We start from the raw sequence: 18,019 nt of genomic DNA on the forward strand, positions 1-18,019 counted from the left end.
CACTATTGCTCGGTGAAAGGGCGGCCATAGTAGCTGTCGAGCAGTAGCTGTTTTAGCTCACTAATCAGAGGATAGCGAGGGTTGGCGCCAGTACATTGGTCATCGAAGGCATCCTCGGCGAGCTCGTCTAGTTTGGCGAGGAAGTCGGCTTCGTTAACTCCCGCTTCTTGGATAGATGCTGGAATGCCCAGCGTCTTCTTGAGTTGCTCGATTTTTTCCAGCAATTTCTCGACTTTTTCCGCATCTGAACTTCCACCTAAGGCTAAATGATCGGCAATCGCGGCGTAACGACACAGGGCTTTGGGTCTGTCGTATTGGCTGAATGCGGCTTGCTTAGTGGGTAAGTCGGTCGCATTAAAACGGATCACGTTACTGATGAGTAGCGCATTGGCCAGTCCATGGGCTAAGTGAAACTCGGCGCCCAGTTTATGGGCCATTGAGTGACAGATCCCAAGGAAGGCGTTGGCAAAGGCGATACCGGCTATAGTTGCGCCATTGTGCACTTTTTCACGGGCGATGGGGGATGCAGCGCCAAGCTCATAAGCATCGGGCAGATATTTGCACAGTAGGTCGAGTGCCTGCAGGGCTTGACCATCGCTGTACTCATTCGCCATCACGCTGACATAGGCTTCGAGCGCGTGGGTGATCGCATCGATCCCGCCGAAAGCGGTTAAGGATTTAGGCATATCCATCACCAGATTCGGGTCAACAATCGCCATGTTAGGGGTGAGTTGATAGTCGGCGATGGGGTATTTTTTACCGGTTTGTTCATCGGTGACTACGGCAAAAGGTGTGACCTCAGAGCCTGTGCCAGATGTGGTGGGGATTGCCACCATAGTGGCTTTGACGCCCATTTTAGGGAATTTATAGATACGTTTACGGATATCCATAAAACGCAATGCTAAATCGGCAAAGTCGACATCGGGATGCTCGTACATGACCCAAATAATCTTGGCCGCATCCATGGGTGAGCCACCGCCTAAGGCAATAATCACATCGGGCTTAAAGCTATTGGCGACTTTGGCACCTAGGCGTACGGTGGCCAGTGTGGGGTCGGCTTCCACCTCGTAAAAGACTTCGGTTTCAAGGCCCTGTGCTTTTAAAATCTTTAAGGTTTCGTCGCAATAACCTTGGTTAAAGAGGAATCTGTCGGTCACTACGAGGGCGCGTTTTTTATCGCTCAATTCTTCAAGCGCAATGGGTAAACTGCCGCGGCGAAAGTAGATAGACGAAGGAAGCTTGTGCCACAGCATGTTTTCAGCCCTCTTAGCGACGGTTTTTTTATTGATTAAATGACTTGGGCCGACGTTTTCGGAAATCGAGTTTCCGCCCCAAGAACCACAACCTAAGGTGAGCGAGGGAGCGAGTTTAAAGTTGTACAGATCGCCAATGCCGCCTTGCGAGGCTGGGGTGTTGATTAAAATACGCGCGGTTTTCATTCTAAAACCAAAGGTTTTCACCCGCTCGGTTTGGGTGTCTTGGTCAGTATATAAGCCTGATGTGTGGCCAATCCCGCCTAAGGCAACTAAGGCTTCTGCTTTATCGACGGCATCACTGAAATCGGCGGCGCGGTACATGCCAAGCAATGGGGATAGTTTTTCGTGGGCAAAGGCTTCGGCCTCAGTGATATCGGTGACCTCACCAATTAGTACCTTAGTAGTGTGGGGGACATCAATGCCCGCCATTTGCGCTATGGTCGCGGCGCTTTGGCCGACGATATCGGCATTTAAGCCGCCATTTTTAAGGATGACTTGCTGCATTGCTGCGGTTTGCGCGGCATTTAAGAGATAACCACCATGAGTCGCGAAGCGCTCTTTAACTTGCTCGTAGATGCTATCGACCACAATCACCGCTTGCTCTGAGGCACAGACAACGCCGTTATCGAAGGTTTTAGACATCAGAATCGAGCTGACCGCACGTTTTATATCGGCGGTTTCATCAATAACAATCGGCGTGTTACCTGCGCCGACACCAATTGCGGGTTTGCCTGAGGAGTAGGCGGCTTTCACCATGCCTGGGCCACCTGTGGCGAGGATAAGGTTCACTTTAGCATGGGTCATCAATTGATTGGAAAGTGCCACACTGGGCTCATCAATCCAACCGATAATGTCCTTGGGCGCACCGGCGGCAATAGCAGCATCTAGTACCAATTTCGCCGCTGTGGTGGTCGAGACTTTCGCCCTTGGGTGAGGGGAGAAAATAATCGCATTACGGGTTTTAAGACTGATTAATGCTTTGAAGATGGCGGTAGAGGTGGGATTTGTGGTGGGGACAATCCCACAGATAATGCCCACGGGCTCGGCGATAGTGATAGTGCCGAAGGTGGGGTCCTCGGATAAAATTCCGCAGGTCTTTTCATCTTTGTATTTGTTGTAAATGTACTCGGAGGCAAAGTGGTTTTTAATCACTTTGTCTTCAATCACTCCCATTCGGGTTTCGGCGGCGGCCATTTTCGCAAGCGATATGCGCGCATCGGCGGCGGCCAGTGCGGCGGCGCGGAAAATCGCATCGACTTGTGCTTGGCTAAAACTGGCATATTCGGCTTGCGCTCTGGCGACGCGCTCGACCATGAGATCCAGTTCTTGAGCATTAGTTACTGTCATGATTAAGACTCCTAAAAAGATTTAGGGAATGCGCGATTCGCTAAATCTTCTTTATGGTGAAAAATTACACCTAAAGCCGCAGTGAAAGTGTGATCGTCCAATCAGTTTGGCGCTCTTATGTAATAAAAATACAGTAACTATGATCTGTTTTACCCTCTTTGGCTTAAAATCCACCGAGGATTGCCAGCAGTTATTACTCAAACTTGTGATTTAACCTCAAAAATCTCATTTTTCAGTCATCTGCGGTTAAGCTACTATACTTGCCCTTACGGTTAGTTTGATGAAATTGGCGTGACACGCTCAATAAGGACTGCAACTTGGAGTTAACACTTTACGTTAAATTTTTTCTTGGTCTGGTTGCCATTATCAACCCCATTGGTTTGTTGCCAGTGTTTGTGAGCCTAACCAGCCATCAAACCGAAGCCGAGCGTAACCATACGGGTAAAGTGGCTAACTTTGCGGTGGTGGTGATCCTGCTGGTGACCATAGTGGCGGGACAACATATTTTGAATATGTTCAGTATTTCACTCTCGGCCTTTAGGATCGCTGGCGGTACCTTGATCGCGATTATTGCGATGTCGATGCTGCAGGGGAAATTGGGCGAAGTAAAACGCAACCAAGAGGAAGACCGCGAATCTTCGGCGATGGAGTCCGTGGCGGTGGTGCCGTTAGCCTTGCCGTTAATGGCAGGCCCTGGTGCGATTAGCTCGGTCATCGTGTTTGCCGCAGAGCATAATTCCTTCTCCAATTTTGTGGCGATGTTTATCACTGTGATCATTTTTGGCTTGGTGAGTTTCGCCCTGTTCAGAATGGCGTCAATCATCTACAAAATTCTTGGTAAAACAGGGATTAACGTTATTACCCGTTTGATGGGGCTATTAATGCTGTCGATCGGGATTGAGGTGATTGCCGCTGGTATTAAAGGGCTGTTCCCACAACTCTTTAGCTAATTGACCTTATCGGGGGAGGAGTATGTCCTCCCTTGTTTTGGTTGTGTATCTGCAATTGATACTTTTTCAATCTCTATTTCTCACACAGTTTATTATCTGTAGAAGATGGGGTACCGCCGAAAAAGCTTATGCAAGCATCTGTTTTTTAGGTGTTTAGTAATGGCTAAATTAGGTAAAAATGGTCGTTCTCGCGTAAATCCTATGCTATACCTATTTTGTCTTATCTCTTAACCTCGCTTTAATAAGGAAATCACTATGAAATGGCAATGGATTGGCAACCTCAGCTTGAAACAAAAATTACTCATGGTTGTATTGCCGCCCTTATTTGCATGTTTTTTATATGGTGCTTTGTTTCTCATTGAAAAATATGAGTATCGCCAAGAGCTTAAGCTTATCGTCCAATTGAGTGAATTGGCGGTCACCAACAGTAATCTGGTGCATGAGCTACAAAAAGAGCGTGGCATGAGCGCAGGCTTTATTGGCTCAGCGGGTAAAGCCTTTGCAGGCAAAATCCCAAGTCAAAGACAACTGACTGATACCCAGTTAAAACAATTCCAAGATTTCATTTCAAACAATGCGTTACCCGAAGTGTTTGCGCCTAAACTACGGGAGATCAACACGCAGCTTGGTCGCCTTTCGGGGATCCGTTCGCAAATCGACAGTTTATCCATCAGTGTGGCCGATGAAGTGGCCTATTACACCGATCTCAATAAACAGTTATTAGCCATAGTCGATGAAACGGCAAAGGCGGGCGCTAACCAAGAAATTGCCATTAAGGCTGCGGCATTCAGTGCCTATCTACAAATGAAGGAACGGGCGGGGATTGAGCGTGCTGTACTGAGTTCAACCTTCGGTCAAGCAGGCTTCAAACCTAAGGTGTATGCCAAGTTTATTACCTTAGTCTCAGAGCAAAATACTTATCTGGAGCGCTTCTTGGCACTTGCCACGCCCAATCTCGTAGAGGGTATTCGTCAGCTGCAAAATGGTAACGAAGTCAGAGAAGTTGAGGCAGTAAGACAAATAGCAATCGACCAAGACAATCAAAAAATTCAGCAACAAAACCCAGAGGATTGGTTTGCGAAATCCACGGCACGTATCGACCGTTTACGGGATTTTGAGCAAGAAGTTTCCACCGATCTGGTTAAGACCACCACAGACCGACTCTATACCGCCAACGAGCATATGTTCTTCGTGCTCGTGACATTAACCGTGGTGTTAGTGTTAGTGCTGCTGTTGAGTCTGTCGGTTATCCGTTATCTACATGACAGTGTGCACCATGTGTATTCGACGGTGACAAAGGCTCGAAAACATTATGATCTCAGCGTGCGTTTAACCCAAAACAGCTCGGATGAATTTGGGGAATTGGCTATTGCATTCAACGACATGATGAATGATTTCGAGAGCGTGATCCTACAAGTACGAGCAAGCGCCAGCAAGCTACAGCAAGCGGTAGAGCAAATGGATGTGTGCACCCATGCAATGGAGCAAGATGTGATGGCAGGGCACAGTGAGGCCGAACAAGTGGCCTCGGCAATGACTGAGATGAGTGCGACAGTGGCAGAAATCGCCAGTAACGCCGTAAATGCATCGGAAGCCTCCACCGCAGCGAACCATGAGGCGAAAGCGGGTAATATCGAAGTGGGTCGTACCAGCGCCGCCATTAAGGCGTTAGCCGATGATATTAATGGCGCCTCTAAAGCCATTAATGAACTCGACCGTGAAATCCACGGTATTGTGGTGGTGCTCGATGTGATAAGCGGCATTGCCGAACAAACGAATCTACTTGCACTTAATGCGGCGATTGAAGCTGCAAGGGCAGGCGAGATGGGACGGGGCTTTGCCGTAGTGGCCGATGAAGTGAGAAGTCTCGCCCAGCGCTCACAAACCTCGACCTCGGATATTAAGAACATGACGGATAGACTGAAATCGGGCGCCAGCATCGCCGTTAAAGCCATGGAGCGCGGACTCGCGCAGGCCAATAACAGCGTGCACGAAGCCGAGCAGGCGGGGATTGAGCTTAAACGTATCGTCGAGCAAGTGGATATTATCGACCGCATGAATGAGCAAATTGCCACGGCAACCCATGAACAGTCTGCCGTGTCTGAGGATGTGAATCGCAATGCATTGAAGATCAGTGAAATTTATCTCAATACCCAGAGGATTTCGGATGAATTACGGGAATTGACCAAGGCACTGACCTACGATGCGGCGCTAATGTCCAAGGAAGTGAACAAGTTCAACGTCAATTAATGGCGAAAGTCGGACATAAATCTCAATTTATCAGGCGGTTTGTTTAGCAATTGCGCAACCGCCTGAAATCAACTCTTTTTTACTTGACCACCCACAGGCTTTTGCGTACAGTACCGCTCCGTTAACGACGAAAGCTTACGAATAGAGCTTATAGCGTTATGCGGCGTGGATGATTAACACGTAAAACGAATCACAACAATCTGGTGAGATGTCCGAGTGGCCGAAGGAGCACGCCTGGAAAGTGTGTATACGGAAACGTATCGAGGGTTCGACTCCCTCTCTCACCGCCACATTCTAAGAACCCGATCACATGGTCGGGTTTTTTCTTTTCTATCATAAACCTATGAATTATAGTTGCTAAATCCAATGGCTTACCAACCTTTGGCACCTTAAGGTGGTACAAAAGGGTGGTACAAAACGATGGCATTTATGACTCAACCATACCGCGATCCAAAGTCACGAATCTGGAAAATCCGCAAGGGCATTCCTCAGCATTTACGCCCCTTTCTTGATGGCAAAGTAGAGCTAAAACGAAGCCTAAAAACTCAAGATGCCTATGAAGCCAAAACAAAGGCTGCTGAAGTGATCGCGGAGTTCGAGTCTATTATTGCTCTGGCTCAGTCACGTTATGATAATCAAGAGAACGAGCTGAAAATAACGCCTGCTCAGTTAGATACTATTGTCAGCTACTGGATGGCTCGTGAGCATGGGCGGCTGAGGTTGGCTGACATTCAAGCAAGATATCTGCTCGAGACTCCCGATGGACTCGAAGCGATGACGGAGTGGTTTAGTGAGCCGCTAGTAGTGCTCTATGCTGCAAGAGACACAAGCCGTCAACAGGCAGAAGAACAACTCTTTGTGCGGTACATGAGTGCATTTATTGATGAAGCTCTTGAACTTTCACAATGTCAACTCTATGAACATTCTGTAAGACTGTATCTAGCTACCCAATTAGCAAAAGCTTGTATCAGGCTCTGTAATTCTGCAATCGACCATGAAGAACTCGCTCGGCGGGATATAAATCGAGGCTTTGAGCCAAATCTACCTGATACGAAGATCGAACCTACAGAACCGAGTGGTGATGCATTACAGCAGCTTAAGGATTTAGGTTTTGTCGTTATATCCACCAGCAGTTCAACTCCAAGTAAACAAAGTGAAGGTGAGTTATCTGCATCTTCTAGTGTTTCACAACTGATTGACTGGGTGAATAATCAGAAGAAGACTGTGAGCTCAGAGGTTGCCTTTAGATCATGGCAAGGTGACCGCAATCGCCCTTGTGAGCGACTGATAGAGTTTTTTGCCGATAAGCCTATTGGTCAAATCCAAAAGCTAGACATGCGTAATTTCTTCAATTGGATTATTCGCTGCCCGAGTAAACCGAGCCAAGAGATACGAGCATTATCCTTCAAGAAGCAAATTGATATCGCAGATAAACATGGCTTGGCTCGTGTGAGCATCAATACTGCTGACAAGGAACTCAAGCTGATTTCGGGGTATTTCCAACAGGCAGTCAAGTTGGACATCTTGCCGAAGAATCCTTGCCATCAAGTATCGCCCGGCAAAGAAACGGTGAGGGTGATTAGAGATCCGGGCTATTCAAATGCCGAACTGACAAAGATTTTCTCCCTACCACTGTTTAGGCAACGTACCAATGCTCAAAAGGCAAGGTACGGTGAAGCTCCCTATTGGTTGCCTGTTATTCTGGCCTATACAGGAGCAAGGGCAGAGGAGATTGCTCAGCTTTACGTGAAAGATATCAAACAAGATAGCGATAATAGCGAGCAATGGTATTTCGGTAATCATCCCATTTTTAATGGACGCCAGAAGTAGAAGTCTGAGTTATTAAGTTATCTTTAAACTTGGGTGGTATCCCACCCAAGGCTTTGTTTGGTCGTTCATTGTTGTAAAACCACAGCCATTCTGTCGCATACTCCTGAACCTCGGCAATACTGCTGAATAAATATTGGTTTAGCCACTCGTAGCGAACTGTACGGTTGTAGCGCTCCACATAGGCATTTTGCTGTGGATTGCCTGGCTGAATAAACTTCAGTGTCACATCGTTGGCTTCTGCCCAGCTTTTGAGGACAGAGCCAATGTACTCAGGACCATTGTCGCTTCTGATTTCCTTGGGCTTGCCACGCCATTCAATCACGTGATTAAGCGTGCGGACAACACGCTCAGCTGGCAGCGAGAAGTCGACCTCTATCGCCAAGCCTTCCCGGTTAAAGTCATCAATGATATTGAGCAGCCGGAAACTGCGGCCATCTTCCAGTTGGTCATGCATAAAATCCATCGACCAGCACTGGTTCTTCATCTGTGGCACCGCCAAAGGCTCAGGCTTTTCACGTGTCAGCCGTTTCTTGGGTTTTATCCTTAAATTCAGCTCCAGCTCGCGGTAAATGCGCAGCACACGCTTATGGTTCCAGCCACAACGTTTTACATTGCGCAGGTAGTAGAAGCACATGCCAAAGCCCCAATTCCGGTAAGTCGTGGTTAAGCGCAGCAGCCAGTCCGCAATTTCTGCGTTCTCGTCATTCAGTTTGGTCTGATAGCGGTAGCAGGTTTCGCTGATACGAAACACCGCACAGGCCAATTTGACCGAAATGGATTTCTCCCGCACCGCCTTTTGCGCTAACTCCCGTCGGCACGACGGCTTTACCACTTTTTTTCGATAGCCTCTTTGAGTATTTCGGCTTTGAGCCGCTCCTCGGCATACATTTTTTTGAGCCGGGCATTTTCTGTTTCCAGCTCTTTTAACCGTGCCATCATGGAGGCATCCATACCGCCAAATTTTGCTCGCCACTTGTAGAACGTGGCCGAACTGATGCCGTGCTCACGACACAGCTGTGGAACCGGCGCACCCGCTTCGGCTTGTTTTAAAATAGCCAGAATTTGGCTGTCGCTAAATTTTGATGTTTTCATGCAGAATCTCCTGCGTTTATGTTATGAGAAAATTCTACTTTTGACGCCAGTTAATTTACGGGATGATTACCCCGCCATCTCTCCGCCAACGCGCTTTTCGTAAATTGAGTTCATTGCTCAAACCTAATGGGAAGATGGTGATCTCGTTACGACATGGCGCTAGTCCTGATGACAGGCTGATGTTTGATGTGAGTTCGTCAGAAGTGGCTGAATTAGCAAGCCAATTCGGCTTACAGTTTGAGATAGGTAGAGCATCTCAAGCTGATCAGCTTGGAAGATCCGAAGTTGTTTGGGAAACAGTTATATGTACCTTACCTGATGACGGCACTGGCGCATTTCCACTGATCAGAAATATCGTGGTAAATGATAGTAAGTCATCCACCTATAAGTTGGCTTTACTGAGGGCATTATTACGAATTGCTGAAGGGCATGCTGGAGCTGTCATCGAACAACATGAAGACTCTGTTTTACTACCATTAGGACTCGTGGCGTTATACTGGCTCAAATTATATAAACCGCTAGTGGATGGCCCTAAACCGATGCAGCAAAGTAGCAATGTCAATAAAGGGCTTGGATTTATAAAACCGAATGGCTGGGGGAGTTTGGCTAGCTTTGCTAACAACGATTTTTATTTAGGTGCTGCGTTTGTCGAGACTTCATTAATCGATGCGGTGCATCACACACTAAAAGATATTAGCTCCACTATCAAAAATATGCCGGCAAAATATATTACCTTGCCAGGTACTGATAAGGCTGTATTTGAAGTTGAAATACTGCCGAATAGATCCCCGAAAAGCTATCTATCAATAGATTTCAATTATCTGAAGTCATTTGGTATTTTTAAAGTACCCAAACGAATTTGGGATTCGTTAACCCAGTACAGTATTTGGATTGAACCAGCACTAATCAACGAGTGGTGTTCAGTTATGGCTGGATACGAACTTAATAAACAGCATGCTTATAGTCAGGTCGATTTTTATGCTGCACTGAAGTGGGAAGATGCTCAGCGTAATACGCAGCAGATCAGAGACAGAGTACAAGAACTGCAACAAGTTGCGGATCTGAATTGTTGTTGGAGTGGTGCTCTGTTGGACCATAGTGAATTTGCGATTGACCATGCTTTTCCATTCGCGCGATGGCCTAATAACGATCTTTGGAATCTACTTCCGACTAAGCACTCCATTAATGCTAATAAAAGTGATCGTCTTCCGACAAAATTGAGAATGCAGCAATCTAAGGATTGGATCCTTGATTGGTGGGAGATTGCTTGGAGCGAAAACAAAAATGTATTTTTTACGCAGGCAAGTTTTGCGCTGCCAGGGTTAGGTGTTAATACAGATCAATTCAGTGATGTATTTGAAGCGATGCTTTTTCAGCGAGATCGAATAAAGTCACTTCAACAATTAAAAGAATGGTGATACGGCCTAATAGTCTTTTCAGGTTTAATAACACACCAAAGTTTGACATTCTCGAAACTCAACTTTATGTAAATCAGTTTTCCATTCTAAGTGATGCGAATTATAGGTTCGCATCTGCAGAGTTATGCTGGCGATGAAGTCTTTCAAGGTTCTGGCTTTACGTTACATATCACCATGGCAGTATTATTTTTCCTGTTTTGAAAAATGCAGTAGCCGATTATTGGCGGGCATGGCGGTATCAGCAACCAATGTGAAGGCTTGCGCTTGGGCGAGCTGAATAATCCATTCTATGTCCCGAATACCACTCTCACTATCTCTTTGTTTTAAATACTGATCGAATTGACTATTACTGTCGCTGGTAAACTCGCCTTGGTAGTTAAAAGGGCCGTAAATGCAGATGGTATTGAGTTGTGGCAAGTATTGACCCAAGCCAGCAAAGAAGGCTTCAACCATGGTTTGACTCATAATATGCAAGGTATTGGCGCTAAACACTGCGTCGGTGCGGGTGTCATTGATGGGCCAAGGTTGGCTGACATCGAGTGCGAAGGGCAAGCCGAGGTTGTTGATACCTTTTTGATGCCCTTGTTGGCGACATCTTGCGCTAATGCCCTCAAGATAATCGGTTTGATCGCTGGTTTGCCAGAAAAGCTGAGGCAGATTTTCTGCAAAATAAACTGCATGTTGTCCTGTGCCGCTGCCAATTTCCAGCACCTGTTTGGCGCTGGCAAAGGCGGTTTGTAACACGGCGAGTATTGGCGCTTTGTTATTTTCACAGGCTTGAGAAAAGGGCAGCAAGCTAGGCGGCGTTTGAGAGTCCTGAAACATGGTATGTCCTAAATTTTTCCTTGCGGGGGGCAGATAAAGTGTTTGTCTTACACAAACTCGGTGTCAGCCTGCCATCGCGGTCATGATGGTCTGTAGCTTAAGCCAATACGGCGGTGAATTCTATTGATAAGCACGTTTCTGGATAGCCGCACGGGTTGAGTTTCATTTCGTTCCTACAATCTTCTGTTGACCCAGATATTGGCTTCGATATACTCAAAAATTCTGAACAAATGTAAAAAATATAAAACAAAAACAGCTTGAATCTGTTCAAAGGAGCCCTATGTCTACCACACGCTGCGCCTCTTATTACAATGCCACCGTCAAGCAAGAGTCTGATTATCCAGAACTTGAAGGCGATGTTCGGGTCGATGTGGCCATTATCGGTGGCGGGTTTACCGGTGTAGCGACGGCGGTGGAATTGGCCGAAAAGGGTTACCAAGTGGCGTTACTTGAGGCCAATAAAATTGCCTGGGGCGCGACAGGCCGCAATGGTGGCCAAGTGACCGGAAGCCTATCCGGCGATGCCGCCATGACCAAGCAATTGCGGTGTCAGCTTGGTCTGGAGGCCGAGGATTATGTGTGGAACCTGCGCTGGCGAGGCCACGATATCATCAAAAACAGAGTGGCGAAGTACGGCATTGATTGTGATTTAAAATTTGGCCATATCCAGACGGCGTATCGCCCCGCACATCTGGGCGAGTTACAGCAAATGTTCGATGAAGCCAACCGTCGTGGCATGGGTGAGTTTATGACCTTAGTGCCTGCGCAGGAGATGCCCGCCTATTTAGCTTCGCCCTTGTATCACGGCGGGTTGGTCAATCGGCGTAATATGCATCTGCATTCGGTGAATTTATGTCTTGGTGAGGCGCGAGCTGCGGCCTCCTTAGGCGCTAAAATTTTTGAACATTCGCAGGTGCTGGATATTCAGCAAGGAGAGCTGGCAACTGTAGTCACGCCAAAGGGTAGGGTGAAGGCAAACAGTGTGCTGATCGCCGGTAATGCCTATCACAAATTGGGCCGACCTCAGTTGCGGGGCATGTTATTTCCCGCCTCCCTTGGTAATTGCGCGACGGCCAAATTGCCGCCAGAGCTGGCTAAGCAACTCAATCCGCAGGATTTAGCTGTGTATGATTGCCGCTTCGTGCTGGATTATTACCGCTTAACCGCCGATAACCGTTTGATGTTTGGTGGTGGTACCAATTACAGCGGCCGCGATCCTAAAAACGTTGCCGCCGAGCTGCGTCCGGCGATTGAACGCACTTTCCCTCAATTAAAAGGCGTCGACATTGAATTTGCTTGGGCGGGCATGGCAGGGATCGTGATTAATCGTATTCCCCAATTGGGCAAGATAGCGCCGAATATCTTCTATTGCCAGGGATATTCGGGCCATGGCGTCGCGACATCCCATATTATGGCCGAGATCATGGGGCAGGCGATCGATGGTCAAATGCGAGAATTCGATCTTTTCGCCGCGATGCGCCATATCCGGATCCCATTGAATGAATGGTTTGGTAATCAGGCCCTTGCCCTAGGGATGTTGTATTACACCCTGAGGGAGAACTGGCGCTAAATAGCGAGTAACCCATCAAACTCGAGCGGCGTTATTAGTACCCAAATGGTGATTTGTGACTCGGTCTCGCTACAATGGATTAGTCGCTATTCATTCACTGTCGCTAGTTTTTCCGCCAGATAATCCACTAATACCCGCACTTTGGCGCTCAGGTGACGATTCTGGGGGTAGAGCGCCCAAATCCCTTCCTTGGCTTCGCGGTGGGCGTCGAGGAAGGAGATGAGTTTACCTGCATGAATGTCCTCCTCAATATAATAATCAGGGAGTTGCACTATCCCTATGCCCTTTAACGCAGCATCCCGCAGGGCATAACCGCTGTTGCAGATAAGGTTGCCACGTACCTTGATATTGCGCTCGCGGCTATTTTCGATAAAGCGCCAGTAATTGTGATTCCCGATCAGGCAATTATGTTGATTTAATTCCGAAAGCGTATGGGGTTCACCGTATTTTTCAACGTAACTGGGTGAGGCGGCCACATAATGGGTGCGGCTACTCAAGGGTTTGGCCATCAGGCTGGAGTCGGCGAGTTTGCCGAGGCGAATGGCCAAATCATAGCCGCCCTCAATCAAGTCTAAGGTTCGGTTGGTCAAGTCGACATTAAATTCCACACTGGGATACTGCACCATAAAATCATTGAGTAATGGCATGATAAATTTTTCGCCGTAGGCCACGGGCGCGGTGAGTTTCACCAGTCCTTGGGGCGAGCCTTTTAGATCGGTAATGGCTCGCTCGGCCTCCTCGAGTCCTGTCTGCAACTGGCGGCAATGGCGATAATAAATCGTGCCTTCTTCGGTGAGGGATACCTTGCGAGTCGTACGGTAAAACAGCTTAGTGCCGAGGCGATTTTCCAGCGCGCCGATTTGCCGACTCACGTGGGCGGTGGACACATTGAGGCGCTGCGCCGCCAAGGTAAAATTCTCGGCTTCGGCTACTGCCACAAATTCTGATATGCCATCCCAAAGGTACATTATTACTCCTTGGTAAAAATGAATTGCCAAAATGCTAGATTATCAATCCTCAGGAAATAAATACAATCTAGTGACTGCATTACTGCACATTATTTTTTTAAGCTTATCCGTTCGCCCCAATCTATGCTTACAAGCGAGTCGGGCTAGGATAAGCCGTAAATCGATAAGCCCATTGATTAAGAGAAGGAAAGGCAAGCATGTCGAACGAAAAACCACAGTTTATCAAGTCAAAGGCCGCCGTGGCCTGGGGGCCGGGACAGCCGCTCAAGATTGAAGAAGTCGATGTGATGTTACCTAAAGCTGGCGAAGTGTTAGTTCGCATCGTGGCGACTGGGGTATGCCATACCGATGCGTTTACCTTAAGTGGTGACGATCCGGAAGGCGTGTTCCCAGCGATCCTCGGCCATGAAGGCGGCGGTATTGTTGAGCAAGTGGGCGAAGGCGTGACCAGCGTGCAGGTAGGCGACCATGTGATCCCACTTTACACGCCAGAATGCGGCGAATGTAAATTCTGTTTATCGGGCAAAACAAACCTGTGCCAGAAGATCCGTGCGACCCAAGGCAAAGGTTTAATGCCAGATGGCACCACGCGTTTCTATAAAGATGGCCAGCCAATTTTCCATTATATGGGCTGTTCTACCTTCTCTGAATACACTGTATTACCTGAGATTTCATTGGCTAAGGTCAATAAAACCGCGCCATTAGAAGAGATCTGTCTGCTGGGTTGTGGTGTGACGACAGGTATGGGCGCCGTGATGAACACCGCTAAGGTGGAAGAAGGCGCGACCGTGGCGATTTTTGGCCTTGGTGGTATCGGTCTTTCGGCCATTATTGGTGCGACCATGGCCAAAGCCAGCCGGATCATTGCCATCGATATTAACGAATCCAAATTCGAACTTGCCCGTAAATTAGGGGCTACCGATTGTATTAATCCGAAACATTTCGACAAACCTATTCAAGAAGTGATTGTCGAGATGACCGATGGCGGCGTGGATTACTCCTTCGAATGTATCGGTAATGTCAATGTGATGCGCAGCGCGCTCGAGTGTTGCCACAAGGGCTGGGGCGAGTCAGTGATCATTGGTGTTGCGGGTGCAGGGCAGGAGATCTCCACCCGTCCATTCCAACTGGTGACGGGCCGCGTATGGCGCGGTTCTGCCTTCGGTGGCGTGAAAGGGCGTTCGCAATTACCTAAAATCGTTGAACAATACCTCGCAGGTGAGTTTAAGCTCGATGACTTTATCACCCACACTATGGGACTTGAGCAAGTTAACGAAGCCTTCGACTTGATGCATGAGGGCAAGAGCATTCGCAGCGTGATCCATTTCGATAAATAAACGCTCGGTTTGCCATCACAGCAGCAGATAACCGCTAACGGCTTATCTGCTGCTTATGCGTTTTAAGCTTGTGATAGGGTTTTGAACGGCAAGCTAAATGCTGAAAGTGAACAGGAAAGGGATTGAAATGACCATAGAAAATATCAGCTGTAACAAGAGTTTTGGTGGTTGGCACAAACAGTATCGCCATCAATCTCAGGCGCTGAATTGCGAGATGCGCTTTGCGATTTACTTGCCACCCGAGGCGGCCAACAAACCTGTGCCTGTGTTGTATTGGCTATCGGGTCTCACCTGTACCGACGAAAACTTTATGCAGAAGGCGGGCGCGCAGCGTATTGCGGCTCAGTTGGGAATGGCTATCGTCGCCCCCGATACGAGTCCTCGTGGCGATGATGTTGCCGATGCGCCGGATAAAGCCTATGACTTAGGTCTTGGCGCGGGGTTTTATTTAAACGCGACCAGAGCGCCTTGGAATCGCCACTATAAAATGTACGACTATATAGTGCATGAGCTGCCTGCGCTGATTGAAGCGAATTTCCCCGTAACCGGGCAGCGCGCTATTTCTGGCCACTCCATGGGCGGGCACGGCGCGTTAGTAATAGGGTTAACTAATCCCCACAGATACAGTTCAATCTCGGCCTTTAGTCCGATCAGCAATCCAAGCAATGCGCCTTGGGGGATTAAAGCCTTTACCGAGTATTTAGGGGAAAATCGTGAGCATTGGCGCCAATACGATGCCTGTGAGTTGCTAAAACTGGCGATTAATGAAGTGCCTGTATTAGTCGACCAAGGTGATGCCGACAGCTTTTTAGAGGCGCAACTGATGCCACAAACGCTTAGTGATATTGCCAAAGCAAAAGGCTACCCCTTAGATTTACGTATGCAGGCGGGGTACGACCATAGCTATTATTTTATTGCGAGCTTTATTGAAGAGCACCTTAAATTCCATAGCTTGTATTTTAAATAAGGCTGCCAATCGTTAACCCCTTTCAGGATTAAACTTTAGAGTTAAAGCCTAGGGGTAAATATTAAAAAGCGCGGTGAACACAAGTTCGCTGCGCTTTTATTTTCTACGGATAAATTGCGATGTCATTCAACATGTCATGTTGATCAATCACGCCTGAATAATCTTGATGCCGCGGCTATATCTCAAATGAGAAAAAGCTGTTAAGTTCTCGACATTAATGATGATTTATTCTCGATATTCTCATCACACAATATTGGCGAATAAATATACGCAAGGATAGGAGTTCAATATGAAATGGATGTTCGTACTGTTACTGGCGATAACCAGTACCGCCAATGCCATGATTATCAGGCATGATGTGGATGACGCGAAATATCAAGCGGCGGCGCAAAGCGATAATTCGACGGTCAGCTTTTTAGGACTTTATAAAGGCGATGAAATCGTGCTTGGTACTGGCAGCCTTATCGATAAGCAATGGATTGTGACGGCGGCGCACGTGGCTAATGAGCTAACGGTCGGCAATAAGGTGCAATTTAAAACGGATTTTTACCCGATTAAAGACGTGATAAAACATCCACTTTGGAAAGAAAGGCACTTTCCCTACGATATTGCCTTGGTTCAATTGGCTTCTCCCATTGAGGATGCAACACTCGCTAGATTGAATCATGCCACAACCGAAACGGGCAAAATCGCTACCTTCGTCGGACGTGGCGATTATGGTAATGGGCTGGTGGGCGTTGCGGGGGCCGACAAACAATTACGCGCAGCACACAATGCCGTGGTCGGGGGGCAGGAGCAATGGCTGCAATTTATCTTTGACCGCGACGCGAATGCCTTACCATTGGAGGGGATTAGTGGCCCAGGAGATTCGGGCGGCCCCGCGTATCTCACATCGGCCGATTCAGTTTGTCTTATCGGTGTCAGCTCATGGCAAAATGCCGAGTCAACCAATTGGGAAGAGGGCAAGTATGGCGTGATTGAACATTACTCACGTATTTCATATTTTCGGGATTGGATTGAGCAAACCTTATTTCAGGCATCAAAGATTGTGCTCGCTGGCTGCTCTGATAGCTAATTGATAACCTATGTACAATGTTGGCTTAACCTCAACTTATCAGCTTTAGGAAACTATGGGTAAACTACCGATTTTGTGTTGTTCACTGGCCATGTTGTTTGGTTGCAATACGAAGGGGACCTATGAACAAACAAGCCAAGAGTTGACGGGGCTTGAATTGATAGCGCCCCACCTTGGTTACTTTAAATCATGGGCACCAATGGGCAATGAAGGAGCTCACCAGATGACGGCTGAGCAACAAGCTGAGCAAGTTCAGGCTCTGAATTTGTGCTTGGAACAATTGCGCTCATCCGCTGAAATATTGCCAAGCCACGCACTTCGAAGTGTTTTACTCGTCCAATGTATGCAGAAACAAGGCTGGTATTTCGTGGTTGAAGAACTGTATATCACTCAGTAGTACAAATCACGCACAAATTTCTCTCCATCTCTTAGGATTTTAGCAAGTGCAATCGCATTGAGAGGGGCAATCTACAAGATATGCTTGATACAAAAACGCCTGCAATTGCAGGCGTGTTTGTCCGTGCTTAGTCACTAAGCAGTGTTAACTCTCTACTTTTTAACCCATTTTCCTTGGGCGTTTTGCACATAGTTGCCTTTATCTGTGGCGGCGATGGCTTTTTCACCGGCAAGTTTGGCCACATCGGCGGCGGAGATATTGTTCTTTTTAGCGATGGTTTCGTAATGGGCGCGGCGTTTGTTGTTCACATCGTCCATCACGGCTTTGGCCTCGCTATTATTTTGCACTAGGCCCAAATAGCCATTGAGCTGCTCACCTAAGTAACCTTGGGATTTGGCTTCCTGTAGTGACATTGCAAAGGCATTTAAGCTGAATAAACTCAGGCCGAGCAACAGGAGTAATGTTGGCTTTTGTAGCAGGGTTTTGAGTGGCATTGATTTCATTGTATATTCCTCAATTCTTAGTGATTAGAACAACTTATCATCTGATAGAAGCTGATCTAGCTCCTTATCCACTTTGATTTTTATCTCGTGTTCAATTTTCACATTGAGATTAATCACAATCGGTTTATCAGGCGGCTCAATCTTTACCGTTGGCGCACAGCCTTGCAATGCCGCCAGTAGCAGCAATGCACCTAAACTCACTTGCTGTAATTGAATGATCTTCACTGAGGTTTC

15 protein-coding genes and 1 tRNA gene are annotated in these 18,019 nt (G+C 47.5%); 10 read left to right on the plus strand and 6 right to left on the minus strand.

Translation table 11 applies throughout. From position 1 onward, the window contains the following. Positions 1 to 2: 2 nt before the first annotated feature. A complete protein-coding gene (gene adhE / locus N5E87_RS09445; RefSeq protein ID WP_086904675.1) occupies positions 3 to 2,603 on the minus strand; it encodes a bifunctional acetaldehyde-CoA/alcohol dehydrogenase in 2,601 nt (866 codons plus the stop codon). 317 nt (positions 2,604 to 2,920) lie between these two features. On the opposite strand from adhE, the gene N5E87_RS09450 reads away from it, so the two are divergent. The 4 genes from N5E87_RS09450 to N5E87_RS09465 all read left to right on the plus strand — a co-directional run bounded on the left by N5E87_RS09450 (position 2,921) and on the right by N5E87_RS09465 (position 7,633). Then, entirely contained in the window at positions 2,921 to 3,553 is a 633-nt protein-coding gene (locus N5E87_RS09450; RefSeq protein WP_011622460.1) for a YchE family NAAT transporter, read from the plus strand. A 255-nt stretch (positions 3,554 to 3,808) separates the two neighbouring features. Then, positions 3,809 to 5,803, plus strand: coding sequence for a methyl-accepting chemotaxis protein (locus N5E87_RS09455; protein ID WP_086904676.1), 1,995 nt, complete (start codon positions 3,809 to 3,811; stop codon positions 5,801 to 5,803). A 202-nt stretch (positions 5,804 to 6,005) separates the two neighbouring features. Next, positions 6,006 to 6,093, plus strand: a tRNA-Ser gene (locus N5E87_RS09460). Between the two features lie 130 nt (positions 6,094 to 6,223). After that, positions 6,224 to 7,633 carry a DUF6538 domain-containing protein gene (locus N5E87_RS09465; protein ID WP_232015283.1) on the plus strand — a complete coding sequence of 470 codons (1,410 nt, stop codon included), beginning with the start codon at positions 6,224 to 6,226 and terminating at the stop codon, positions 7,631 to 7,633. On the opposite strand, the gene N5E87_RS09470 is transcribed toward N5E87_RS09465, so the two are convergent. Then, positions 7,614 to 8,725 (minus strand): IS3 family transposase gene (locus N5E87_RS09470; protein WP_126512564.1). Its coding sequence is split into 2 segments (ribosomal slippage): positions 7,614 to 8,473 and positions 8,473 to 8,725, totalling 1,113 coding nucleotides; the frame shifts between segments, so codons are not numbered across the junction. The genes N5E87_RS09465 and N5E87_RS09470 overlap by 20 nt on opposite strands. Before the next feature lie 179 nt (positions 8,726 to 8,904). On the opposite strand from N5E87_RS09470, the gene N5E87_RS09475 reads away from it, so the two are divergent. Next, positions 8,905 to 10,143, plus strand: a complete 1,239-nt coding sequence (locus N5E87_RS09475; RefSeq protein WP_256657299.1) for an HNH endonuclease domain-containing protein — start codon at positions 8,905 to 8,907, stop codon at positions 10,141 to 10,143. Between the two features lie 183 nt (positions 10,144 to 10,326). On the opposite strand, the gene N5E87_RS09480 is transcribed toward N5E87_RS09475, so the two are convergent. Continuing rightward, a complete protein-coding gene (locus N5E87_RS09480; protein WP_279775274.1) occupies positions 10,327 to 10,968 on the minus strand; it encodes a DUF938 domain-containing protein in 642 nt (213 codons plus the stop codon). 280 nt (positions 10,969 to 11,248) lie between these two features. On the opposite strand from N5E87_RS09480, the gene N5E87_RS09485 reads away from it, so the two are divergent. After that, a complete protein-coding gene (locus N5E87_RS09485) occupies positions 11,249 to 12,538 on the plus strand; it encodes an FAD-binding oxidoreductase (protein WP_279775275.1) in 1,290 nt (429 codons plus the stop codon). 86 nt (positions 12,539 to 12,624) lie between these two features. On the opposite strand, the gene N5E87_RS09490 is transcribed toward N5E87_RS09485, so the two are convergent. Continuing rightward, positions 12,625 to 13,506, minus strand: coding sequence for a LysR substrate-binding domain-containing protein (locus N5E87_RS09490; RefSeq protein ID WP_279775276.1), 882 nt, complete (start codon positions 13,504 to 13,506; stop codon positions 12,625 to 12,627). Positions 13,507 to 13,703: 197 nt separating this feature from the next. On the opposite strand from N5E87_RS09490, the gene N5E87_RS09495 reads away from it, so the two are divergent. The 4 genes from N5E87_RS09495 to N5E87_RS09510 all read left to right on the plus strand — a co-directional run bounded on the left by N5E87_RS09495 (position 13,704) and on the right by N5E87_RS09510 (position 17,282). Then, positions 13,704 to 14,843, plus strand: a complete 1,140-nt coding sequence (locus N5E87_RS09495) for an S-(hydroxymethyl)glutathione dehydrogenase/class III alcohol dehydrogenase (protein WP_011622557.1) — start codon at positions 13,704 to 13,706, stop codon at positions 14,841 to 14,843. Between the two features lie 127 nt (positions 14,844 to 14,970). After that, entirely contained in the window at positions 14,971 to 15,810 is an 840-nt protein-coding gene (gene fghA / locus N5E87_RS09500; protein WP_011622558.1) for an S-formylglutathione hydrolase, read from the plus strand. 289 nt (positions 15,811 to 16,099) lie between these two features. Next, the gene (locus N5E87_RS09505) at positions 16,100 to 16,885 is read left to right on the plus strand and encodes a trypsin-like serine protease (RefSeq protein ID WP_086903646.1); all 786 of its coding nucleotides are present in this window, start codon (positions 16,100 to 16,102) and stop codon (positions 16,883 to 16,885) included. Between the two features lie 55 nt (positions 16,886 to 16,940). Beyond that, complete coding sequence (locus N5E87_RS09510) at positions 16,941 to 17,282, plus strand: hypothetical protein (RefSeq protein ID WP_086903647.1); 342 nt, start codon at positions 16,941 to 16,943, stop codon at positions 17,280 to 17,282. 152 nt (positions 17,283 to 17,434) lie between these two features. Here the strand turns inward: N5E87_RS09510 and N5E87_RS09515 are convergent, their stop codons facing one another. Together N5E87_RS09515 and N5E87_RS09520 are read right to left on the minus strand one after the other, a co-directional pair. Then, a complete protein-coding gene (locus N5E87_RS09515; protein WP_011626323.1) occupies positions 17,435 to 17,785 on the minus strand; it encodes a YdbL family protein in 351 nt (116 codons plus the stop codon). A gap of 24 nt (positions 17,786 to 17,809) precedes the next feature. Continuing rightward, a complete protein-coding gene (locus N5E87_RS09520) occupies positions 17,810 to 18,010 on the minus strand; it encodes a YnbE family lipoprotein (RefSeq protein ID WP_011622561.1) in 201 nt (66 codons plus the stop codon). Positions 18,011 to 18,019: the final 9 nt, after the last annotated feature.

Source organism: Shewanella sp. GD03713 (genome assembly GCF_029843705.1).
Taxonomy (GTDB): Bacteria; Pseudomonadota; Gammaproteobacteria; order Enterobacterales; family Shewanellaceae; genus Shewanella.